This is a genomic window from Pantoea sp. BJ2 (assembly GCF_040255075.1).
Lineage (GTDB): Bacteria > Pseudomonadota > Gammaproteobacteria > Enterobacterales > Enterobacteriaceae > Pantoea > Pantoea leporis.
The window spans coordinates 183095-206524 of sequence record NZ_CP158293.1; the positions used below are offsets into that span (position 1 = coordinate 183095).

Below are 23430 nucleotides of genomic sequence, written 5' to 3' on the forward strand. Positions count from 1 at the left end.
TGTCGCTATGCATGCTCTGATCGTTACTGCTCATGTGGACCAACATTCACACACGCACAACATCGTCTCGCAGGTGGCACAAGGTATTGATGCTGGCTGCCACAGCTATGAAATTGCCGATCTGGCGGCGGAGCAGTTCGATCCGCGCTTCAATCAAGCCGATTTTGAACAGTTCAAAATTGTCGCACCGTCGCCCGCCGACGTCGTAGCGGAGCAGCAGCGGCTGGATCGAACAGATGCGCTGGTGCTGGTCTACCCGATTTACTGGTGGTCGTTTCCGGGGCAGCTCAAAGGCTGGATCGATCGCGTATTTACCTAAGGTTGGGCGTAGATGTTGACGGCCAAACCATGGTGAAAACGCTCGGCTATTTGCAGGTGCATTTGCTGGCGCTGGGCGCGGCGAGTCATCATACCTATGTGCGTCGCGGCTATTTTCAGCAGCATGCGCACGCAGATCGATGAGGGAATTTTTGGCTACTGCAGCGCGCCGGTGGTGACCAGCGAATTACTGCTGCCAACCGATGAAAATTATCCCGACGCACACTTCGCGCTGGCACATCAACACGGACAGCGACTTTTCAACGTGAAGGAACCGGCATGAATCAACCCACTCGGCAGCGCATGACGCATCAGGCACGTCGTCAACAACTGATAGGCGTGGCGTGGAATCTGGTGCGCGAGCAGGGAAGCGATGCGCTGACGTTAGGACGCGTGGCGGAAGAAGCGAGCGTCAGTGAACACCGGCATCGGCGTGCAGGCCAGCGGCTCGGAGAACGGCAACAGAACCGAATACGTGAACAGCCGCGTCAATGATAAAGATAACCTGACGCTGACCAGCCAGCAGGATCGCGCCAGCTACTACAGCAAGCAAAGTTCCATCGGTTTCAGCGCCAGCATCTACGTGCCGCCTATCTGTGCCGGCGTGCCGGTGCAGGGCAGCGCCAGCATGAGCGGCAGCAAAATCTACAACGATTACGCCTCCGTGCAGCAGCAGAGCGGTATCACTGCGGGTGACAATGGCTACAACATTTTTGTCGGCAACCACACACAGCTGGGCGGCGCGATCATCGCTTCCTCCGCAACGCCGGATAAAAACCATCTCAGCACCGGCACGCTCGGCTGGACGGATATTGAAAACCACGCCAACTCAGGCGCCAACGGCTTCAGCGTCGCCGTCAGCGGCAGCATGGGGAAACCACCACGCCGGCGTCTGACAGCTACATCAACAACATTCCGAAATCCGGGGAGCCCCAGCCGTCGGGTGGCAACTCGCTGCCTGTGGCCACGCTGCAGCAGACAAAGGACCGCGCAAGTTCGAGGACTTACAGCGCCATCTCACCTGGCACCATCGAGATCCGCAATCCAAAGCGAATGAGAGGGGTGAACTGCAGACGGAGTATGCTAACCGTCTAAATGCTCTGGGAGAAAAAGCCAGGGAAAATGGTGGCTTGGATGCGGAATACCGGCAAGAATGGATATACCTTAATGGTGTCCTACCCTCGCTGGAAGCTGATAGATCGGCAGCTATTAAGAATGCACTGGCATCAGGTGAATCGGCTGAAGCGAAACAGCTTGCCATAAATGAACTGGCTCAGGTGGTCGGGACAAGTGCAGCGGGGATTGCTGCAGGGATTGGTAAAAATAAAGGTGGTTCTCAGGCAACGAATAAGAATGAAACTATTCTTCAGGCTGAGAAAAACTGGGAAACTGCCCGTAATAAAGCCATTGATATCGTGGGTAATTTAGGACCCGACTCCAAACCAGTTATTGGCCGACTGGAACTTAGTGCCGGAAATGGCAAAGTGATTGGGCGCCAATCAAATGATGGCAAAGTCGGTTTGCGAGTTGATTACGATCCTGATAAAGGAACGCATATTAATATTTGGGATTACTCGCTTGGTAAAGGTCCAGGTAAAGGAGTTAAACAAGTGATTCCCTTTGAAGGTAATGAAAAATCTTTTGAAACCATACTTAAACAGTTGAATAGGTAGTGTTAAAAATGACTATGTTTGATGAGTGCAGAGAAGCCCTGGGTTCGAGCTTTTACATGGTTCAGAAAGATAGTGAGAAAGAAGCGATTAACATTTTGCATGGCTTTCCTTTAGTAGGAGGGAGCATTTCATGGACTGAAATTGAGCATGTGGATTTATTTGAACCACATGAGATTTTGAATTTTTCAGGCTTGGCTGAAGATATGGTTTATGTTTTGGCAGATGATGCTAGCATTCCCCTATTCGCAACTAAGATTTCGTCTTTCATTGAAAATATATATGATGTCATTTCACTTTCACCAAGGATTTTCATTTTTAATGATAAAATAATTATTCAACCACTTTTCCCTGATGATAAAATTAGACTCGGATTTAAAAAAACATCATCATTGGCTAATCTACATCTCTAAATATAAAGGGTTTTTTAATGTATTTGGCGGCTGAGCATAAAAAAATTCATGACTTATTATTTAATGGTGAAGTCGATATTGCTGTATTCGTCTTAGATGGAAATCATTACTATGTAATTGATAGAAAAGACAATTACTGTATAGATGGTAGACCAGAATATGATGCTTATATCCAGAATGGATGGTTGAAACCTGAACAACTTGATGATGCGTTAAACTCATTCAGTGGAGGGATCCCCTTGCTTGATAAAAATAATTTTTTTGAGTACATAAAAATAGCTGATGTAAAGTGCTTCACAAAATCATGGATGCATGCTTTTTTTATACACAATAAAACTAAAGAGGATTTATGTTCGTTCTATTCATATGTTGAAAATTTTCTTTCAACCTCTAATGAAAAAGTTAGCCTTGAGTGGGATGCATGGAGATTACGGCTACCCAAATTTTACATAAATTTTGATAAGAAAATTTATCAACATACTGATTGGGATAGAGATCATGAAAATCTGGTGCCATCGAATTGGAGCTTTCAAAAAAACAATATGTTTGGACTGCTCGTTTCCGATAAAGAGCAATATTGGATTATTGACGGAATGAATTTCTGGAAACTAAAAATGTAAAGACATCATGTCTCGTTCAAACGTAAAAATAAGTTTTCGATATTCAGAAAAATTAATAATAAAAGCTATGGGGATCGCCTCAATAGCACTGTGAGTGCCGCACCACCAATGGGTTAAACAATTGGAAAAAAATCAAAGTGATCCGAATTCATCACGGTTACAAATAGTTATAATAATGCCCAAGTGCTACCCAGAGAGCAAAATCGGCATAAATTAAATAAAGGGTAAACAAATTATTATTAAATTTGTAATCAAATAAGCAGCAATTAAACCGCACCCGCCGTACCTTCAAAAAACGCCACCAGCAATTGCCACAAATGTTGCGCTGCGGGCGTGAAGCGGTGATCGGCGCTGCGTAATAAGTGGCATTGGCTTTCGCGGGCGATGCGATGGTGAATCGGCACGGCGACTAAGTTCTTAGCGATGAGGTCGTCTTTAACCACTTTGGCGGTCATAAACGCGATGCCCATGCCGGCCTGGCTTAAGGCGATGGCGCTGGAAAACAGATTACAGCTATAAGCCGGGCTGAATATAAATCCTTCCTGACTGAACATGGCATTCATATAACTTTGAATGCCAAAATTTTTGTCCATGCCAATTAATGAATAATTGACCAGTTCGGCCACCTCAATTTGCGAATAATCCGCGATGGGGTGTTGGCTGTGCACCACCGCACAGATTGGTCCGCGGTGAAAACTCAAACACTTCAGGCCGGGCGGGCCAATCGGGCCAAAACCCACCGCCATATCAACGTCGCCTTTGGCAATCAACGACACGGTGGTTTGCATATCACCCGACAGGATATCGATGAATACGTCGGGGTAAGTTTGCGAAAACGGCTGCAAAACATGCCTGACGACTTCATCCACCATGCCCTGACCGACGCGCAATTTGATTGAGCCGCCGCGTTTATGGCGCAGATCTTTTAACTGGCGATCTAACTGGCTGCGCCGTTGATGGGTGTGCGCGTAATCTTCAGCCAATAACTTGCCAGCTTCGGTCAGCACCACATTGCGGCCACGTCGCTCCAGCAGAGGCAATTGCATCTCCCGCGCCAGTTGCGATAACTGACGGCTGATGGCGGCGGGATCAACATCCAGGGCTTCCGCCGCGCGACGAATACCGCCGTAATTGCCCACTTCATACAGATACCTTATGGATTTTTCTGGATAGAGCAGCATCGCCATAGGTTTTTCTTATCCGTTGATCTGAGGTCAACAATAATAGCCTTTTATCTCCATTTTTTAAGCGCATTTTTATCTCCATACTCGAAGATTCACTATGCGAGGGCAGTACAAATGAAAACTATAAAAAATTACCTGCAACAACATGCCGATGAAATTCTTGTGGATATCAAGGAATTGGTCGCGGCGGAATCTCCATCAATGAACAAGGCCGCCGTGGATCGTTGTGGCGAAGTCTTATAAGCGCTGTTTGCCAAACGTTTGGGCGTGGTAGCAGAGATTGATGAGCAACCGCATTACGGCAATCACCTGAAATTCACACTGGGAAGCGGTGACGAGCAAACCGTGTTACTCGGGCATTTCGATACCGTTTGGGATGAAGGCGAGTTGGTAATGCGTGAAGAAGACGGCAAGCTTTACGGCCCTGGCGTGCTGGATATGAAGGCCGGTCTGGTGCAAGCCATCTGGGCAGTACGCGCGTTGCAACAGCACGATTTACTGGCGGGCAAACGCATCGTGTTTCTCTGCGGCAGCGATGAAGAAGTCGGTAGCCCAAGCTCCAGCGCCTGGTTATCGCAGCACGCCCTGGGATCGGCGCAAGTGCTGGTGGTTGAACCTGCGGTGGCGGGCTCGGGCGCACTGAAAACAGCGCGAAAAGGTACCGGACAATATGAAATCACCCTCAACGGATTAGCGGCGCACGCCGGGAACAATCCCGAAGAGGGCATCAGCGCGGTACAAGAAATGGCGCATCAAATCATGTTCTTGCACAGTTTAAACGCGCCAGAGCGCGGCACCACCGTCAATGTGGGAATCGCGCGGGGTGGCAACCGCATCAATGTGGTGGCGGATAAAGCTGTGTTAGGCATTGATACGCGCGTTACCAGCGAAGCAGAAGCCGAGCGCATCCACGCCGAAATCAGCCAGATCACGCCACATTTAGCCGGCATCACGCTGGATATTAGCGGCGCACAATCACGTCCGCCAATGCGTCAAACACCGGAATCGTTGCTGCTGATGGAACGTGCGCAGCAGGTTGCCTTACAGCTTGGTTTCGAGGTGGAAGGCAAAGCGGTTGGCGGCGGCAGCGACGGCAATTTCACTGCTGCGTTGGGCATTCCAACCTTGGATGGTTTGGGCGCAACCGGCGCAGGTATTCATGCACGTCATGAACATATCATTATTGCCGATATTGCTCCGCGCGCGGCGTTGGTGGCGGGATTGATCCTCGGAGGTGATGCGCATGTCTCAGGTTAATGTTGAGAAAAATACGCTGCGGCAACCGCCAGCAGCGAAAACCGAGCAAAGTCCTTATCTGCTGCTGTTTATTATTTTGGTGCTGGCGGCGGTGGCAACCTGGATTATTCCGGCGGGCAAGTTTGACCATGAAACCCGCAATGGCATCACTTTTGCCATCAAGGGAAGTTTGCATGAAGTCGCGCGTTCGGGCGTTTATCCCGGCGAAATCTTCATGGCGATTGTGCAAGGGGTGATCAAAGCCGCGCCGATCATTTTCCTGATTCTGTTTACCGGCGGGTTATTAGCCGTTATCGAATCGACCGGTGCTATTGCCACGGCGCTTAATTCACTGTCGCGCAGTACCAAAATAAGCGATACGCGCATTATCATCATTTTTGGTGTGATATTCGCCATTCTCGGCACCACCGGCGTGGTGCAAAACTCGGTAGTGGCGTTTGTGCCGATTGGTTTATTAGTGGCGCGATCGTTGGGTTTATCGCCAATGATTGGTATGGCGCTGGTGTATTTAACCTGTGCGGCGGGTTTTAACGTTGCGGTATTAGGTCCAGCTACCACCGGATTAACCCAACATCTGGCGCAGTTACCGCTGTTCTCCGGCATGTTGTTGCGCGGCATCACCTGTTTATTGTTCGTAATAACGGTGATGACCTATTTGATTATCTCGGTGAAACGCGCGCGAAATAATGGTGAAGTGCGAATAGAACAAACGGCGCAGAATGATGAATCACTGACGATTACGGGTCGGCATAAACTGATTTTGATCACCTGCGCCGCAACGCTGATTGTATTTATGATTGGCACGGTGCAATTACATTGGGCCACCAATGAAATGTCGGCGATGTTTATTATTCTGTCGATTATGGTCGGCATGATGGGGCGCATGTCGGGTTCTGCCATTGCCAACACCTTCCTTACGGGTTGCTCGCAATTGGTAAAAGGCGGCTTCATTGTGGGTATGGCTGGCGCGATTTCCGTGGTGTTGCAACAGGGCAATATTCTTGATCCGATTGTTGGCTTCCTGTCTGATTTACTGGCACCGGTTCATCCCGCCATTGCGGCGGTGGGCATGTTCATTAGCGCGGCGTTGATGCATTTCGGTATTTCATCCGGTTCCGGTGAATCCGCTTTGCTGATCCCGATCTTCTCGCCGCTCGGCGATAACCTTGGTTTAACCCGTCAGGTGACGGTGCAAACGGTGTTGCTGGGTGAAGGTATCGTCAACTCCATCAGCCCAACTTCTGGCGTGTTAATGGCAGCCTTGGCCACCGCCAATATCTCTTTCAGCAAATGGATTAAATTCGTTGCGCCGGTGGTGGCGATTTGGTTTGCCATTTGTGTTGTCACCTTATTAATTGGTGTGGCGATCAACTGGGGACCATTCTAATAAATCGTAAGAAGCCACTTAATGGTGGCTTCTTATTTTTATATTGTTGTTAACACTATCAACATCCTTTCCGCTATTTCAGTCCCACGAATAATTGCATTCAATCCCCGGCCTTTTCTTAAAGTTATCTCATCATCGCTATTTGGCTTAAGTCGCGCTGGAACTGTCTCGCGTAAAGTGATGTTATTGCCGCGTCGCAGAATTTCTTTACGTTCAATTACACAAATTAATAATAGCCAAACCCATTGCTGGCGATGTCTTTACGCATCGCGGCAGCGTTGCACGCTTCTCTGGAGTGAACGATGATGTTTCGATTGCATCCGCTGTTTATTAGCCTTATTGCCGCTTACGGTGTGTTTAATCCAGCCTCGCCAGTTTGGGCGGCGACGCTTAAGCCTTTTACGCCAGAATTAAATGACAACCGCGCCGGCGTGTTTTGTATTTGCAATGGCTCGACTCAAACTTTAAGTGGCAATCAGCGGTTTGCGCCCGGTCAGGACGGCGGTGGCACCATATCCATCGGACAATTGCTCAGCAGTGGCAGAATTATTTCGTATTCCTGGCAAGATTCAGGTCGCGTCGATCTGGGCGCGCAGAATTATGTGATTAACGTGCCAGACGCCAATGGCAGCGGCAGTAATAGCGTTCAGGTATATAACTCCGCCGCGATTAGTGCCATTGAAACCAATACCTTGCCGAATTTTTATAACGTTAATAATGGGCAGTATATCAACGCGCGCGTTGCGCAGGTCAGCAATGGCACCATCAATGTTGATATCGGGCAGAAGGGCGCTGCGACCACCGCCAGCACCAACGGCTGGTCGATGGCGGCGAAACAGAGCGAATTGTTTACTGCCAGCGGCAGCGGCACCATGAACTGGAACTCCGCCAACCGCATCTCCTTTTTTGGCTCCTACACGCCTTACACCTATCAACTGGGGCAATGGTTCGACAATGTGGTCTCCTGGCGCGGCGCGTTTAGCGTCACCACGCTGGACAATGCCACCACTTCATTCAACGTTTCCAACGTCAGCAGCTTGCAGAGTTACAACAATTGGCTGATTGAGCAATTGCAAAACGGCAATCTGGCCGCCGATAGCTACAGCAGCGAGTTTAATAAAGCGCTCTCCTTGCGCAGCGATGTCATCGCCTATGTGATCGATGCCGATGAATACTACGACGAAGTGACGCAGCCGATTGGCGAACGCATTGTGTTAAGCGCTGATGGCCCCAATGCCAGGGCAACCATTGGTAGCAGCGGCATACTGGAAGTGGTAAATGCCAGCAGCGCGGCGATGCGCGCCAGCAACGGCGCGACGGCGGTGATTGACGGCAAACTGGCCAGCGTTGGCAGCAACGCACTGGAACTGTTGAACGGTAGCACCGGCATTAACAACGGCGTCATAAACAGCGGCTTTTTCAATAATGCCGATGGCAGCGGCGTCGATGCCTCGACCGTTGGTGCGGGTGGCACCGGCGTGTATGCCAACGGTGGCAGCCGCTTCATCAATAATGGCGTGATCAATACCGCGATTAACAGCACCGGCATCCGTCTCGAGGATGCCAGCGGTGCGAATAACGGCACCATCAATGTGAAGGGCAAGGGCGCGACGGGCGTTGCCGTTTCGGGCAGCCAGGCCAATTTTGCCCAGAACGGCAGAATCAATTTGTACGGCGAAAATACGGTTGGTGTTGATGTGCGCGATGACGCCAGATTAACCATCAGCGATGCCAGTTCACTGCATTTTTACGCGCCGAATCAAACCGGTTATCAAGCCACCAACTATGCGCACATCGATAGCCACGGCGGCAGTTATGATGTCTCCACGCCAGGTTCGGCGCTGTATCGCCTGAGTGATGGCGTGATCTTTAATCCGGTGGTGGCTGCCGACGTGACGTTGAACGGTGCCAACACACGCGGCATTGTCGCTTCAGGTGCCGGTTCACGACTTTACGGCACCACCTTGTACGGCACCGACAGCTATCACGTTAACGGCGAAGGGGCGATTGCGGTTCAGAGCTCGGAGGGTGCAGACGTGACCATCACCAACCCGATTGAGCTGAACGGCAACAATACCATTGCGGGCACCGGGCAAGGTGGATTCTTCGCCAACGTGGCGCCGATTACCGGCAACGGAACCAATGCCACTGCCTTTGATATCAGCGATGGTGTGATCTATCAGTCCACGCCGCGTGGCACCATCAATCTTACCGGGCCAAACAGCATCGGTGTGCGTATTCGCGGCGGCGGAAATATCTTTGATGGATCCAGCACCAACATAGCCTTGGGTATCGCGCTGGATACCGCCGAAGGCAATACCGTTTATTGGACCGATCACAGCGGATTGAGTGCGGGCGGCATTGCTGCGGTGCGCGTTGGCAATAACGGCGGCCTAACGATTAATGGTGATACCGCCGGGCCGAATTTTTACTACAGCACCATCAACGCCAATGCGGGCGCAGACACCATCTTACTGGATAAAGGCGCAGCATCGTTAACCGCCAGCAACATCGGACTCTACAATTCTGGCGGCGGCACTGTGCTCAACAACCGCGCGGAAACCAGCAATATTTCGCTGCAAGATGTCGGGATGAACACCGATGGCGGCACGTTAATTCGCTCCGCGACCTCATTCGATCCCAACGGTTATATGCTGGGTACGGTGAGTGGTGCAGGCGCGACGGGTTATGTGTTTAGCAAAGAAGATGGTAATACCACCAGCAACGATTTGATCATCCCACAAGGTTACAGCTTCTTTGTCTATGGCCCGGCAACCGGCGTGCGCGCCAACACCACCGGGCGGGTGATCGCCAACGGTAACATCATCGTTAACAGTTCCGATGGCGGCTCGGCGATTGTCACCAGCACCGCCAGCGAGGTGATCAACCGCGGCACCATCGTTTCGCTCAGCCTGGTTTCGCCAATTATCGATCTGCGTGGCGGCAACTCGGTATTTATCAATGAAGGCAACGTCACCGCGCCTTACCCGGAAACCGTTGTGGTTGCTGGTGGCGCCACCAGTGACCTAATTGCTTTGGTCGATGGCAACGTGGTGGGCGATGTGAACACCGGCAACGGCACCGACGTGGTCGAACTCACCGGCGGAACCATTGACGGCAGCGTGACGATGGGAACCGGTGTTAACAATGTGGCTTCGATCGCCAACGTCAGTCTGGCAAACACGCGTCACATCACTACCGCAGGCGGCAGCGGTAGCACGCTGAACTTTAGCGAGATTAACGCGCGCGGGGGTTCGTTCAACAACGATGATCTGGCGCGCGGCGTCAACCTCGGCGCGGGCTGGAGCACCATCAACTTCTACAACACGCAATTTACCCTTACCGATAATCTCAAACTGGCACACAGCACCATCAACGTGGATAGCGGCTCAACGCTGTTTGTCGGCGATCAGGTCAATCCGGTTTTGTCGGGCGAGACTGACGATTCGTTGGTGGTGAATAACGCCGGTACGTTGAATCTCACCAACGGCAGCGGCGCGGCGGGCAACACGTTGACCATCAACGGTGATTTGGCGTCGGCGGGCGGCAAGCTGGCGTTGCGGACGCAGGGCGCGCAAAGCGACACTTTACGCGTTAACGGCAACGTGACCGGCACTACCTTTATCAATGATGTGCTGAGTGCTGCCACGCTGGCGGATAGCAATCGAGATGGCGTGATCTCCGCCAATGAAGGCGTTTCTCTGGTGCAGGTTGCTGGTAGCGCCAGCGCCAATAGCTTCGCGCTGCAACGGGGTTATGTCGCTGCAGGGGCGTGGCAATACGGGCTTTATAGCTTTGCCCCCGAGAATGGCAATACAACCTGGGATTATCGTCTGGCCAATAACTACGTTTGTAAAGATGGTTCCCTTTGTCAGCCGCAGACAGCAGGCAGCGGCGCGCTGCGCCCGGCGGTCATTCCACAGCTTCCTTCGTACATTTCGGCGCCGGTCGGATTGGCGTATTACACCCTGGCAACCATTGGTGATTTACATCAACGCCTGGGCGAATTGCGGCAGAATCCAGACGGATCAGCGGAAATGTTCATCCGTTATTCCGGCTCCAACCAGAAGTACAAAACTAACCTTGATACGGCGCATTACGGTTACGACTTTGACCTCGATTACAGCGCGGTGCAGTTTGGCGGCAACCTACTGCGGTTGGACGGCGAGCAAGATAGTCTACGCGGCGGCCTGGCTTACACGCGCGGCAATGCGCGCATCCGACCGAATGCAGCTGATGGTTACAGCTCAACAGATTTCGACAGCGACAGCCTGACGATTTACGGCACCTGGCAGCGCGCAAGTGGCTTCTATCTGGATGGCGCGCTTTCACTCGATTGGCATCGTGGCGACACCGATATCGCCCGACAAAAAGAGGTGGCGAAGTTGAAAGGCAAAGGCTGGACCGCATCGCTGGAGAGTGGTTATCCGTTCCAGTTGGCGAACGGCATTCGTCTTGAGCCGCAAGCGCAACTGCTGCATCTGCATTTGAAGTTGGATGACTTCACCGACGACGATCAAACCCAAGTCTCTTACGACGATTATGACCAAACCATTGGCCGCGTCGGCGCACGTCTGGCACGGACCTGGAACGATAGCGGCAGCGGGCAATATACGCCGTATCTGCGCACTAACTACTATCGCGGTTGGGGCGGCACGGCGAAAGTGGATGTTGGTGCCAGTAACAGCGAGGTTAGCGATAACTTCAACAGCGGCAAGTTCGGCCAGATGTGGGATGCCGGCATCGGCGGCAATGCGGCTTTCACCAACAATGTCTCGCTGTATGCCGAAGCCAATTACCGCAAAGAGATCGACGGCAACGGCGTGCAAGGCTGGAATTACAACGCGGGCGTACGCTGGGTGTTTTGATAAAACGGTTACCCTCACAAGCCCGCCGGTTTAGTTGACGGCGGGCTTTTTTACCTGTTACGAACGCAGTAAAATTGACAACCTACCAATGGTAAGTTACTACTAGTAGCTTACTCATAACGGAGGTTGTCGCTATGCATGCTCTGATCGTAACTGCTCACCCGGACCAACATTCACACACGCACCACATCGTCTCGCAGGTGGCACAAGGAATTGCTGCTGGTGGCCACAGCTATGAAATTGCCGATCTGGCGGCGGAGCAGTTCGATCCGCGCTTCAATCAGGCCGATTTCGATCAGTTCAAAAGTGGTGCGCCATCGCCGACAGATGTGTTGGCGGAACAGCAACGTCTGGATCGCGCCGATGCATTGATTCTGGTTTATCCCATCTATTGGTGGTCGTTTCCGGCGCAGCTGAAAGGCTGGATCGATCGCGTTTTCACCCAAGGTTGGGCGTACGATGATGATGGCCAAACTGTGGTGAAAAAGCTCGGCCATTTGCAGGTGCATTTGCTGGCGCTGGGCGCGGCGAGCCAGCGCACCTATGTGCGTCGGGGCTATTTCAGCAGCATGCGCACGCAGATCGATGAGGGGATTTTTGGCTATTGCGGCGCGCCGGTGGTGACCAGCGAATTGCTGCTGCCAACCGATGAACATTATCCCGACGCGCATTACACGCTGGCAAACCAACTCGGACAGCGACTTTTTAACGTGAAGGAAATGGCATGAATCAACCCACTCGCCAGCGCATGACGCATCAGGCGCGTCGTCAGCAACTGATTGGCGTGGCGTGGAACCTGGTGCGCGAGCAGGGCAGCGATGCGCTGACGTTAGGACGCGTGGCGGAAGAAGCGGGCGTCAGTAAACCGGTGGTCTACGATCATTTTGGCACGCGCCACGGTCTGCTCGCGGCGCTGTATGAAGATTTTGATCTGCGCCAGAACGCGATTATCGAGGCGGCGATGCACGCTGCCGGTGCCAGCCTTGCCGAGCGGGCTAATGTGGTGGCGTCGAGTTACGTCGATTGCGTGTTAACGCAGGGACGTGAAATTCCCGATGTGCTGTCGGCGCTCGATAGCACGCCGGAACTGGCGGAAGTGAAACGTAAATATCAGCTCGATTTCATTGAAAAATTCCGCAGCTGGTTTGCGGAGGCAACGTTGCCGCAAGCCAGCATGTGGGGAATGTTAGGCGCCGCCGATGCGATTTCCCATGCGGTGGTGTGCGGTGACATCAGCCAGCAGCAAGGATTAGCCGAACTTCAGGCGCTGATTCTGGCGCTGGTGGAACGTCACCAGTAACCTTTTATCCAGCCAACAGGAACAACAGATGTCATTACGCGAGATTGATAGCGATTGCTGGCAACAACTGGAAACCGGCGCAAGCGATCCCGATGCCGGTTTTCACTTCTTAACGCTCGCGTCGGTTGATCAACAGGGCAAGCCGCAGGCAAGGACGCTGGTGCTGCGCGCGGTTGACCGCGTCGAACGCACGCTGGAGTTGCACACCGATATGCGCAGCCCGAAATGGCAGGCGCTGGCGGTTAATTCAGACGTTACGGTTCTGGGATACAGCGCAAAAACGCAGCTGCGGTTGCAGGGAACGGTTGAGCTGCACGCCGCGCACAGCGCAGTAGCTGAAGCGGCGTGGCAACGATTATCACGCCGGACGCAGCAAACCTATGCTGGCGCTGCGCCGGGAAGCGAGATCGAAACCACATCCACCCATCCCGGCAACGCCGAGGATAATTTTGGCGTGTTGCTAATCCGAATTACCCAACTGGATTGGTGCCTGCTGGCGCGGGAAGATAATCAAAGAGCGTTGCTGAATTACACCGACGACGGCGCGCTAGTCAGCAGCAAAAGGGTGCATCCGTAACTAAGGCGTGCATTGTTGCTGCGCCTTGCGACGAACGTTAAACAGCAGAAAACTTGCCAGCGCCAACCCCCATACGCCCGCCGCGCCATACAACAGCACGTCGGAAAAACCGTCGGTGAGCACCTGCGCGGCAATATCGTGGTTCAATGAAACCTCGCCGCCGCCGGCGATGCGCTCGGCTAGCGAATGCACATCACTTTGTCCCGGCATAATGCGTTGCAAACTCGCCGCAATGCCCGCCACCAGCAAACTGCCCATCAGCGCGATATTGATGGCAAGCGTAATCAGGCGCGCGCTGATATCAATCCCCGACGCCATGCCAACGCGATTACCCGGTACCGATCCGGTTGTGGTGTTGGTCACTGGCGTGTTGGTCAGTCCGAGCGCCATTCCAGCGAGCAGCGCGCCTGGCAGTAAACTCATCTGCTGCGCCACGGCGAACTTCATCAACATAAAGCCCGCGCCGATGGTGCATAATCCCAGCGGAATCATGCGCGCCGCGCCAAAGCGCACCACCAGTTTCTCGCCCAGCGGCGGCATCAGTAAGGTTGGTAAAGTGTAAGCCAGCAGCGCCAAACCGGTTGCCATGCTGCTGTAGCCAAGGCCGCTTTGATAATAGACCGGCAAATAAATCATCAGCGGCCAGAAGCTGAAGTTCATGCCAATCGAGCCCATTAATGCCCCGGAAAAGGCGCGGATACGGAACACGGAGAAATCAAACATCGGATGTGGATGGTGCTTCTCAATCCATACAAACAGCAGCGCGCTCAGTAGTGTAACCAGCAAAATCAGGTTTGCCACGACGCTGTTCCAGCCGAGGCTGCTGCCCTGCGTAATGAGATAAGTGGCGCCGACCACGCTGAGCGATAAGGTAATCAGGCCGCTGAGATCGAGCTTTTGGGCTTCAGCATCGCGCGATTCGACCACATTTTTCAGCGCGAGGATCAGCGTCAGCAACGCGATAAATCCGTGTACCAGAAACACCCATTGCCAGCTAAACCAGGCAACTAGCATGCCGCCGATGATGGGTCCGAATCCCAGCCCAAAGCCAAAGGTAATGCCCCACGCGGCGAACGCACGGCTACGCGCTTTGCCCTGGGGAAACTGGAACGACAGAATCGCAATCAGGCAGGTTAACATCGCGCCACCGCTTAATCCTTGCAGCAAACGTCCGACAATCAGCCACAGCGCATTGCCCGCCAGTCCGCACATCACCGATGTCACGCCGAAGGCGATGATGCTGATGATGAAGATGCGCTTGCGTCCATAAGTGTCGGCCAACGTGCCGGTGGCCATTAGCACTGCGGTGCAGGCCAGCGTATAGGCGTTCATTATCCACTGCAGTTCGCGGAAGCTGGCGTGCATCTCCCTTTCCAGCACCGGTAAAATCACCGGTACGCTGGATATCTCCAGTCCCGACATCAATGCAGCCAGACAAACCGCCATCAGCGCCAACATGTTCTTCATACTCAATCCCTGCGATACGTTAAGAGCGTGCCAGCATGAAAGATTGGCGTGCGAGTGGAAATCTGCCTGCATGCCATATATCGTCAAGATCGTGCCAATTTCTCCGGTGACCTTAAATGCAAATGATTGCTCCGCTTCATGGCCGTTCACCTGCACCGTTCAACCGCCGACTGGTTTTGCTGGCGTATGAATGTCTGTGTACCTTTGAGTTCGGCATCGCCGTTGAGGCTTTCGGGCGCGCCGACGAAGTGTTCGGCCAGCCTTTGTACGATTTGAGCGTGGCGTCGGTGGAAGAGGGTGTATTCGGCGCGCAAGGTGGCGTGCGGCTGGTGGTCGACGGCGGACTTGAGCTGCTGGAAGAAGCGGGCACCATCGTAATACCCGGCTGGCGCAGCGTACATGAACCGGCATCGGATCAGCTTGTCGCCGCGTTACAAAAAGCCCATCGCAACGGCACGCGTATTGTTTCGATCTGTGCAGGCAGTTTCGTGTTGGGCGCTGCCGGATTGCTAAATGGTAAGCGCGCGACCGCACACTGGAACAGCACCGAGATTCTGGCGCAACGCTTCCCGCAGGTGCAGGTTGAGCACGGTATGATTTATGTTGATGAGGGCAGCATCATTACGTCAGCGGGTGGCGCAGCGGGTGTGGATTTGTGCCTGCATCTGATTCGCCGCGATTATGGGATTGAAGTGGCAAACCGCACTGCGCGCCGCATGGTGACGCCGCCGCTGCGCGAAGGCAATCAGGCGCAGTTGGTTCAGCAGCCGGTGCCGCAGCGCGCGGCAAAAAATCTTTCGCCGTTACTCGATGATTTGCGTAATCACCTCAATGCGCCGCTGGTGATTGATCAACTCGCCAGGCAAGCTGGCATGAGCCGCCGCACCTTTTTACGCCGTTTCCATGACGCCACCGGCACCACGCCGGGAGAATGGATGTTGAGCGTGCGGCTGGAAAAAGCTTGCGCACTGCTGGAGAGCGGCAAGCTGAGCATTGATCAGGTTGCTGAACAGGCGGGATTTGGATCGCCAGAAACCTTACGTCATCACTTCAGACAGCGGCTCAACACTACCCCGACCAACTGGCGCAAGTCATTTAGTGAAAGAGGGATAACACAATAGATTCCGTGGGTCGCCGTCTAAGGCGACCGTTTTACATTTAATTCCCGCGATAAGTCGAATAACCAAACGGGCTCAACAGCAGCGGAATATGGTAGTGCTCGCCAGTGGTTTCCATATTGAACTCGACCGGAATTTCCGGGAAGAAGGTTTTCTGGTTGTTCATTTTGTAATAGTCACCGGTTTTAAACACCACGCGATAGCTGCCTGCGCTGGCGGTTTTATCTTCCGGGAACAGCGCGCTAATCCTGCCGTTGCTGTCGGTTTTGCCGCTGGCTAATTTCACCCAGTTATTATCCTGTTTCTGATCGAGTTCAACCTCAATACCCGCTGTCGGCGAGCCTGTTTGCAGGTTCAAAACATGTACGCTGAGCGGATTTTTTGGTGCTGCCGGTTGTGCTGCTCCCGCTGACAGGCTGGTCGCAATCAGGATGGCGCTGGCTGAGGTAAAGAGAGTTTTCATTAAAATATCCTTTTTAAGCAGGTGAATGTGCTGCAATCCTGGATGCTTCGACAACAAAATCATAATTGATAAGACTAAATGTGAAATTTCTGAGATCTGACGAGCAATCTACCAAGTGCTGACATCTTAGCGGGCATTGATGCAAACCTGGTTGCCATGAAGGGCGAGCATACGTAATGCAGGTCATTGTTGTTGTCACTCCCTCAGTGCAAATGGCGGTTAATTTAATTACCAGCGAGCGACAACTACGCTAATCCACCTCCGATTATTCTGAGTCATCTGTCAGAATTCTTCTCTAAAAGTTGTACCAGTTTAAGTAACATGTACATATATAATTTTGAGTCAGGCATTTATTATTAGCTTGCAAATGTAATTTTGTGGTTAATAAGCGAAGGGTAAAGCCTGGATAAGCGAAGCGGTAAATAAATTGAAGTTGATCAAGAAATAATCGATTATACGGATTTTTAGCTGGAAATAACCCTCCTGACATGGATAAATCTGTATTTAAGCGAAGCGTAAATACAGTATCAGGAGAGTGTTGTGCAGAAGTAAAACGATGTTAGATGTTTATTCTTTTGGGAAGAATGTTATTTGCGTCGGCTGATTTTCCCTCCTTTTCTTCCTGCTTCAATGGCGCGCTCCGGGTCGTTTTTGAAGTTACCGCTGCTAGCCTGACCGCCTTTGCGCCCGGCTTCAGCCGCGCGTTCCTTGTTCTCTGCGAAGTTGCCTGCACCACCACGACGTTGCGGCTTTTTTTCTTCCTCATCGGGTAGCTTCTTAGCGTCCGTCATTGGTTCTCCTCTTTTTTAAATACCAACATGATGCAAAATAAATGTAGTGCCATTTTTTCCAGTTTCAAGCCTGGGTTTCTCGTAAGTCTTAATTCTAAGAGGCTTGCTTATGTTACTTCCAGTTAAATTTTCACTTCTCTCTAAATGTAACTACCATTAGTTACGTGCTTAAGATTTTTAACATTAAAAAGAAAGCTTCTCTAGCCAGATAATAAGCGAAGCGGTAAGCACATTTACTTATAACCTCAATCGCAATTCTTGCGCGCATTACTTGCAGCTTGACGCTTGCTTGCTACGTTTAATTAATCTTCTTGTTTAGCCTAAATTAACGCTTCGCTTATTTTGCTCAATTAGCCTAAATGAGCTGATGTCATACCCATCAGGCAGCTAACTGTCGATGTTCTTCTCACTACCGGAGCAAATTGATGACCAAGGAATTTGTATATCTGGATTGGCTGCGCGATGCGCATGCGATGGAAAAACATGCAGAGCCTTTGCTGCAGGCAGCTACGCTGCGGCTGGAGGAGTTCCCGCTGTTACAGGCACGTATGAAGCAATATGCACAACAAACCGCTGAACAGCAGCAGTGGGTGAAAGACGTTTTGAAACGCTACGACAGTAACTGGTCAGCGCTGAAAGACGCGTTAGGACGATTGTCGATCGTTGGGCAAGCCGCGAGCGATATGTTGCGCAATGAAGAGGGCGTGCGCATTGCGGTGAGCAGCTACGTGTTCTGTAACTATAAAGTGGCAACCTACACCGCATTACTGGCCGCAGCGCAACAGGCGGCGGACAGCAAAGGTATTAAGACTTTCCAGCTGATCCTGCAACATGAAATCCAGATGGCAGATTGGCTTCTTCATCAGCTGCCGGACGTGGCGAACGAGGCCATTTTGCATAGCGCGGTAGCCGCAGTCTGACGGATAACTATAAGTGGTCGGCAGCCTTGCTCTGCTGACCGCTCAATTTGGCTTGCAGGTTAAACGCTACAGAGAAACTAACTGTTTTCCCTTAGTCAAATTGCTGCAAATAATAAAATCAGGATCATTCTTTGCTATTTGTTAGCCTGGCGAGAACCTTTATTCTAAATTAAGCAAAAAAACCAGGCTTAGAATTTTATGTTATTCCCTATCAGTAAATGGAACTGATCAATGAAATCGATTTCAGCAAAATAACACTCCGCGTCTGATATTTGAAATGTGACTCTATCAATCATCGTCTCTAATGTTAATGAAATTGCTGACGATAACAGCAGAGATGCTGCCGATAAACGCCCGTAGCCTCTTCTATTTTTTTTAAAACAACATTATTGTCTTCACTACTTTTCAATCAAAATCATTGAGGTTTCTAAATGGACGTAGTTCAAAGATTTTCACGTAATGTAAAGTTGCGAACCAAACTTACAATATCCTCTATGCTCAATATCGCGATGCTACTTTTAGTGGCGTTACTCGGATTAAATTCGCTGTTCTTAGCGGAGACCGGCGTTAATGGCATGATGAAAGACGATTACCCCACTATTGCATTGGGCAACCGATTAATTGATGAGATCAACGTAACGGTGCAGCAGCAGGCGCTGCTGCTGAGCCCGATTGATGCGCAACGCCGGACAACGATTCAGAGCAATCTTCAGGATGCCTCGAAAAAAATTACCGAAACCTATAAGCAGTTAAATAAGCTGGCTACCGATGATGAATCAATCGCATTTCTCAAGCGTGTGGAAGTGAAGCGATCTGAATTCCTTAAAGAGCGAAATGTATTCTTCGATTTAGTGAATAGTGATGTAACGAAAGCAGTAAATTTCTATTTTTCAACGCTTGCATCAGCGCAAAGAAATTATATCGATGAGGTTGAGGGGTTTATTACCCTGCAAGAGCAGCAAATGGATGGCTCCTATAATAATTTTATGGCGTCATACGGCAAAACGAAAATTTCAATGCTGATTATTTTTGTGGTGGCTATTTTACTTTCAGCATTTATTGGCTGGATTATTATTCGCTCGATTACGGTGCCATTGAAAAAAGTGATCGCCTTTCTTGGTCGAGTGGCGGATGGCGATCTCAGTTCTGATTTTCATGAACAGCGAAAGGATGAAATGGGACAGTTAATTAACGCCATCCAGCAGATGCAGGAAAAGATGTCGGATATTGTCAGCCATATTCGCATTAGCGCAGAACAGATTTCCGGCGGCGCCAGCGAAATCATGTCGGGCACCAACGATCTCGCGGCGCGTACGGAAGAGCAGGCCAGCTCGGTAGAGCAAACGGCGGCCTCGGTGGAGGAGTTCAGTGCCACCATTAGCAACACGCGTAATAATACCCACGTTGCCGCCGATCTCTCCGCTAAGGCGGAAACCACGGTAGGACGCAATGCCAGCATGATGGACAACGTCGCCAGCAAAATGGCCGAAATCAATGATTCTGCCAGCCGCATGGCGGAGATCATCAACCTGATCGATTCCATTGCTTTCCAGACCAATATTCTGGCGCTCAATGCTGCGGTAGAAGCCGCACGCGCGGGTGAACATGGTCGCGGTTTTGCCGTGGTGGCGCAGGAAGTCCGCGCGCTGGCGCAGAAAACCGCCACCTCATCGCATGAGATCCGTAATTTGATTGAGGAGTCGTCCACGCGTATTGCCGATGGGCGCGATATGGTGACGGATGCCAATAAATTGATGAACGGCATGATGTCGAACGTGGCTGAGATGAAAGAGTTGTTGGTGCAGATCAATCAGGCCAGCAGTGAGCAGGCAGACGGCATCAGCCAAATCAACACCGCGATTAGCCAGATTGATATCACCACGCAGCAGAATGCGTCGCTGGTGGAACAATCGCTGGCGGCGTCGGCGATGCTGAGCGAGCAGGCAGCGAATATGGTGAATAGCGTAAGCGTGTTTACGCTGCGTCAAACCGCTTAATGCGAGGGTGATCCAGAACGGCATATGCGTTCTGGATCTTTTTTTAAATTGCCGGATATTCGCCGGTACCTTCTGGCCACGGCGTCAACAAATCAAAGCCGGTTTCGGTCACGGCGATGGTGTGTTCCCACTGCGCTGACAGCGAGCGGTCTTTGGTGACCACCGTCCAGCCATCGGACAGTACACTGGTGCCGGCTTTACCCGCGTTGATCATCGGTTCGATAGTGAAAATCATGCCCGCCTGTAACGCCAATCCCGTGCCTGGCGTGCCGTAATGCAGAATCTGCGGATCGCCGTGATACACCTCGCCGACGCCGTGACCGCAATATTCGCGCACCACCGAGAAACCGGCTTTTTCCGCTACCTGCTGAATGGCCGCCCCGATATCGCCTAAGGTCGCGCCCGGTTTTACCACTTTGATACCTGCCACCATCGATTCGTAGGTGATATCCACCAAACGTTTGGCGCGCACCGACGGCTGGCCAACGTAATACATGCGGCTGGTGTCGCCGTACCAGCCATCTTTAATGATGCCGACGTCTATGTTGACGATGTCGCCATCCTTGAGCTTTTTCTCGCCCGGAATGCCGTGGCACACCACGTGATTCACTGACGTACAGGTCGTTTTGCTGTAACCGTGATAGCCAATATTTGCTGGCACCACTTTTAGCTCGTTTACCACGTAATCATGACAAATCGCGTCCAGTTCATTGGTGGTGACGCCCGGTTTAACGTACGGAGTGATGATCTCCAGCACTTTAGCGGCGGCGTGTCCGGCGGCACGCGCCAGTTCGATCTCTTCAGCGGTGTGCAGTTTGATGCTCATTACGCGATTCCCTGCGAGGTGAATAAAGGATGGTCGAGCAGTTGCGCTAAATCCGCGCCGCTGTCGCGTTCAACGCGCATCAGCAAGCGCGTCAATTCCTGATGATTGAGTGACGGATAAATCTCGGCCAGCATGCCAATCTTCATCCAGTGTTCTGCCTGCGCATTGATGGAACGGCTCATCGCCGTGCTGGCGATGCGCAGATTCTCATGCATTAAGTCAGAGATTTTTACGATGCCCATGGTGCAACCTATATATGAATCGTATGTGATATGTATATAGGTTACCGTTTTAGGCTGGGATATGCAAAAAGGGGTGAAGCCAATCCATGGCGGACAAAATCCTAAGGCGCCTTACTCAGACTTCGTTGGAGGACGACGACTTATCTTGCCTCCTTTCCGTCCCGCTTCAACGGCGCGTTCAGGATCGTTTCTGAAGTTGCCTCCACTGGCTTTGCCTCCCGCCTTGCCAGCTTCTTTCGCACGTTCTGGATCGTTAGCAAAATTCCCTGCGCCGCCTCTGTAGCTCTGTTTGTTCATAGGAAGACCTCTTATCAATGTTCCGTTAGATTTGAGGACTAGCTAGTCACGCTGCAATTTTAGTTCGCCGTTGCGTTAAAGCCAGGCCGTAAACGCCGATCATTGAAAATGATCATTAAGCGCGATGAAATTTGTCGAATTAATAGTGACCTTCGTCACATTTTACAATTCCTGACTATACTTCTGCCTTTTGGGTTTCAACCTTTGCGCTATAAGGCGCGTTCAATATGCAGGGAACAGGAATGGACACATCGCAGCAAAATAGTGACGACGATTCAGCGCTAAGTAATCTCACCGTTAAACAGCGCATCTTCTTTGTGGTACTCGTAGCGACAATGGGTGCGCTGGCTTTTGGTTATGACACCGGGATTATCTCGGGTGCCTTGCCGTTTATGACCTTGCCGCCTGATCAGGGCGGTCTTGACCTCACACCGTTCACCGAAGGTTTAGTCACTTCATCCCTGATCTTCGGTGCCGCGCTGGGTGCTTTCCTTAGTGGTTATTTCTCCGATCGCTTTGGCCGACGCATCACGCTGCGTTCTCTGGCGCTGATTTTTGTGCTGGGCGCGATTGGTACCGCCTTAGCGCCAAACCTGCACGTAATGGTGGCGATGCGTTTTCTGCTGGGGATTGCGGTGGGTGGCGGTTCCTCAACCGTACCGGTGTTTATTGCCGAAATTGCCGGGCCAAAACGGCGTGCGCCGCTGGTGAGCCGCAACGAGCTGATGATTGTTTCCGGTCAGCTGCTGGCTTATGTGGTCAGCGCGGTGATGAGTTTCACGCTTAACGATCCGCATCTGTGGCGTTATATGCTGGCGATGGCGATGATTCCTGGCGCGTTGCTGTTTATCGGCACCTTCTTTGTGCCAGCGTCGCCACACTGGATGGTGGCAGAAGGGCGCATCAAAGAAGCGAGCCGTATCCTGCACAAACTGCGTGAAACGCCACGCGAAGTGAAAAAGGAGATGACGGAGATGCGCCAGCACGCTAAAGCGGCGCGTCAGGGGCCGTCAGCGCGTGAACTGCTGCAAGAGAAATGGATTCTTCGCTTGTTATTGGTGGGCGCGGGGCTCGGCATTGTTATCCAGTTCACCGGCGTGAATGCCTTTATGTACTATACGCCCGTGATTCTGAAAACCACCGGCATGGGCACCAACGCCTCGATTGCGGCGACCATCGGTAACGGGATTGTTTCGGTGCTGGCGACCATGGTGGGCATCAAAGCAGTGGGACGTTTTGGTCGTCGCACCATGCTGATGACCGGTTTGTCGGTAGTGATCGCCATGCAGCTGGCACTCGGCTGCGTGCTGCTGTTGATGCCACAAGACATGACGCAAAGCATCTTCGCGCTGGCGGCGATCCTGGTGTTCCTGTTCTTTATGCAGATGTGCATTTCGCCGGTTTACTGGTTGCTGATGTCGGAGCTGTTCCCGATGAAAGTGCGCGGCGTGCTGACCGGCGCTGCCGTTTCGTTCCAGTGGATCTGTAACGCGGCGGTGGCATTTGCCTTCCCTCCGCTGCTCTCCGCCACCGGCAATGGCGCGTTCTTTATCTTTGCAGCCATCAACGTCGGCTCGCTGATCTTCGTGATCACTATGCTGCCGGAGACCAAAGGCAAATCGCTCGAGCAGATCGAAAATGAGATGCGCGAGCGGTTCAGCGAGCAGGAGCAGGATCAGCAAACCGCGTAGCGGCGCTTGAGAATTCCTGGTCAC

Annotated in this window: 20 protein-coding genes and 3 pseudogenes; 16 read left to right on the plus strand and 7 right to left on the minus strand. The window is 51.9% G+C overall.

Going from position 1 to position 23430, the window contains the following annotated elements:
* Positions 1 to 7 precede the first annotated feature (7 nt).
* From AAF463_RS20365 to AAF463_RS20390, 6 genes and pseudogenes are all read left to right on the plus strand, one after another.
* Positions 8 to 601, plus strand: a pseudogene (locus AAF463_RS20365) (NAD(P)H-dependent oxidoreductase).
* A pseudogene (locus AAF463_RS20370) lies at positions 598 to 735 on the plus strand (TetR/AcrR family transcriptional regulator); the annotation flags it as partial. The pseudogenes AAF463_RS20365 and AAF463_RS20370, both read left to right, overlap by 4 nt.
* Before the next feature lie 58 nt (positions 736 to 793).
* Entirely contained in the window at positions 794 to 1375 is a 582-nt protein-coding gene (locus AAF463_RS20375) for a hemagglutinin repeat-containing protein (protein WP_350262335.1), read from the plus strand.
* Positions 1376 to 1448: 73 nt separating this feature from the next.
* On the plus strand, positions 1449 to 1991 hold the full coding sequence (locus AAF463_RS20380; protein ID WP_255610303.1) for a hypothetical protein: 543 nt from the start codon (positions 1449 to 1451) through the stop codon (positions 1989 to 1991).
* Positions 1992 to 1999: 8 nt separating this feature from the next.
* Positions 2000 to 2401, plus strand: a complete 402-nt coding sequence (locus AAF463_RS20385) for a hypothetical protein (protein ID WP_222234083.1) — start codon at positions 2000 to 2002, stop codon at positions 2399 to 2401.
* Positions 2402 to 2418: 17 nt separating this feature from the next.
* Positions 2419 to 3021 carry a hypothetical protein gene (locus tag AAF463_RS20390; protein WP_350262336.1) on the plus strand — a complete coding sequence of 201 codons (603 nt, stop codon included), beginning with the start codon at positions 2419 to 2421 and terminating at the stop codon, positions 3019 to 3021.
* 266 nt (positions 3022 to 3287) lie between these two features.
* Here the strand turns inward: AAF463_RS20390 and AAF463_RS20395 are convergent, their stop codons facing one another.
* Positions 3288 to 4208 (minus strand): LysR family transcriptional regulator, encoded by a 921-nt coding sequence (locus tag AAF463_RS20395; protein ID WP_222234081.1) that lies wholly within the window; start codon positions 4206 to 4208, stop codon positions 3288 to 3290.
* Positions 4209 to 4319: 111 nt separating this feature from the next.
* Between AAF463_RS20395 and AAF463_RS20400 the strand changes: the two are divergent.
* From AAF463_RS20400 to AAF463_RS20425, 6 genes and pseudogenes are all read left to right on the plus strand, one after another.
* Positions 4320 to 5462 (plus strand): annotated as a pseudogene (locus AAF463_RS20400) (M20 family metallopeptidase).
* Positions 5449 to 6849 (plus strand): Na+/H+ antiporter NhaC family protein, encoded by a 1401-nt coding sequence (locus AAF463_RS20405; RefSeq protein WP_222234079.1) that lies wholly within the window; start codon positions 5449 to 5451, stop codon positions 6847 to 6849. The pseudogene AAF463_RS20400 and the gene AAF463_RS20405 overlap by 14 nt, the downstream one beginning before the upstream one ends.
* Before the next feature lie 302 nt (positions 6850 to 7151).
* The gene (locus AAF463_RS20410) at positions 7152 to 11717 is read left to right on the plus strand and encodes an autotransporter outer membrane beta-barrel domain-containing protein (RefSeq protein ID WP_350262337.1); all 4566 of its coding nucleotides are present in this window, start codon (positions 7152 to 7154) and stop codon (positions 11715 to 11717) included.
* 134 nt (positions 11718 to 11851) lie between these two features.
* A complete protein-coding gene (locus AAF463_RS20415) occupies positions 11852 to 12445 on the plus strand; it encodes an NAD(P)H-dependent oxidoreductase (protein ID WP_101761297.1) in 594 nt (197 codons plus the stop codon).
* Positions 12442 to 13017 carry a TetR/AcrR family transcriptional regulator gene (locus tag AAF463_RS20420; protein ID WP_101761298.1) on the plus strand — a complete coding sequence of 192 codons (576 nt, stop codon included), beginning with the start codon at positions 12442 to 12444 and terminating at the stop codon, positions 13015 to 13017. The genes AAF463_RS20415 and AAF463_RS20420 overlap by 4 nt, the downstream gene beginning before the upstream one ends.
* Before the next feature lie 28 nt (positions 13018 to 13045).
* Positions 13046 to 13594: a pyridoxamine 5'-phosphate oxidase family protein gene (locus AAF463_RS20425; RefSeq protein WP_350262338.1), complete on the plus strand. Its 549-nt coding sequence runs from the start codon at positions 13046 to 13048 to the stop codon at positions 13592 to 13594.
* Here AAF463_RS20425 and AAF463_RS20430 read toward each other — a convergent pair whose 3' ends face one another.
* Positions 13595 to 15061, minus strand: coding sequence for an MFS transporter (locus AAF463_RS20430; RefSeq protein ID WP_350262339.1), 1467 nt, complete (start codon positions 15059 to 15061; stop codon positions 13595 to 13597).
* Positions 15062 to 15177: 116 nt separating this feature from the next.
* On the opposite strand from AAF463_RS20430, the gene ftrA reads away from it, so the two are divergent.
* Entirely contained in the window at positions 15178 to 16182 is a 1005-nt protein-coding gene (gene ftrA / locus AAF463_RS20435) for a transcriptional regulator FtrA (RefSeq protein ID WP_350262340.1), read from the plus strand.
* A 37-nt stretch (positions 16183 to 16219) separates the two neighbouring features.
* Here ftrA and uraH read toward each other — a convergent pair whose 3' ends face one another.
* Positions 16220 to 16642, minus strand: coding sequence for a hydroxyisourate hydrolase (gene uraH / locus AAF463_RS20440; protein ID WP_350262341.1), 423 nt, complete (start codon positions 16640 to 16642; stop codon positions 16220 to 16222).
* A gap of 587 nt (positions 16643 to 17229) precedes the next feature.
* On the minus strand, positions 17230 to 17433 hold the full coding sequence (locus AAF463_RS20445) for a general stress protein (protein ID WP_064740224.1): 204 nt from the start codon (positions 17431 to 17433) through the stop codon (positions 17230 to 17232).
* 425 nt (positions 17434 to 17858) lie between these two features.
* Between AAF463_RS20445 and AAF463_RS20450 the strand changes: the two genes are divergently transcribed.
* A complete protein-coding gene (locus tag AAF463_RS20450) occupies positions 17859 to 18353 on the plus strand; it encodes a DUF892 family protein (protein WP_222183016.1) in 495 nt (164 codons plus the stop codon).
* A gap of 431 nt (positions 18354 to 18784) precedes the next feature.
* Positions 18785 to 20350 carry a methyl-accepting chemotaxis protein gene (locus AAF463_RS20455; protein ID WP_210080197.1) on the plus strand — a complete coding sequence of 522 codons (1566 nt, stop codon included), beginning with the start codon at positions 18785 to 18787 and terminating at the stop codon, positions 20348 to 20350.
* A gap of 43 nt (positions 20351 to 20393) precedes the next feature.
* On the opposite strand, the gene map is transcribed toward AAF463_RS20455, so the two are convergent.
* From map to AAF463_RS20470, 3 genes are all read right to left on the minus strand, one after another.
* Entirely contained in the window at positions 20394 to 21176 is a 783-nt protein-coding gene (gene map / locus AAF463_RS20460; RefSeq protein ID WP_271460289.1) for a type I methionyl aminopeptidase, read from the minus strand.
* Complete coding sequence (locus AAF463_RS20465; RefSeq protein WP_008106304.1) at positions 21176 to 21418, minus strand: ParD-like family protein; 243 nt, start codon at positions 21416 to 21418, stop codon at positions 21176 to 21178. The genes map and AAF463_RS20465 overlap by 1 nt, the downstream gene beginning before the upstream one ends.
* 111 nt (positions 21419 to 21529) lie before the next feature.
* Positions 21530 to 21715 carry a general stress protein gene (locus AAF463_RS20470; protein ID WP_101761305.1) on the minus strand — a complete coding sequence of 62 codons (186 nt, stop codon included), beginning with the start codon at positions 21713 to 21715 and terminating at the stop codon, positions 21530 to 21532.
* A 242-nt stretch (positions 21716 to 21957) separates the two neighbouring features.
* Here AAF463_RS20470 and AAF463_RS20475 point away from each other — a divergent pair, with 242 nt between their 5' ends.
* On the plus strand, positions 21958 to 23406 hold the full coding sequence (locus AAF463_RS20475; RefSeq protein ID WP_137387035.1) for a sugar porter family MFS transporter: 1449 nt from the start codon (positions 21958 to 21960) through the stop codon (positions 23404 to 23406).
* Positions 23407 to 23430: the final 24 nt, after the last annotated feature.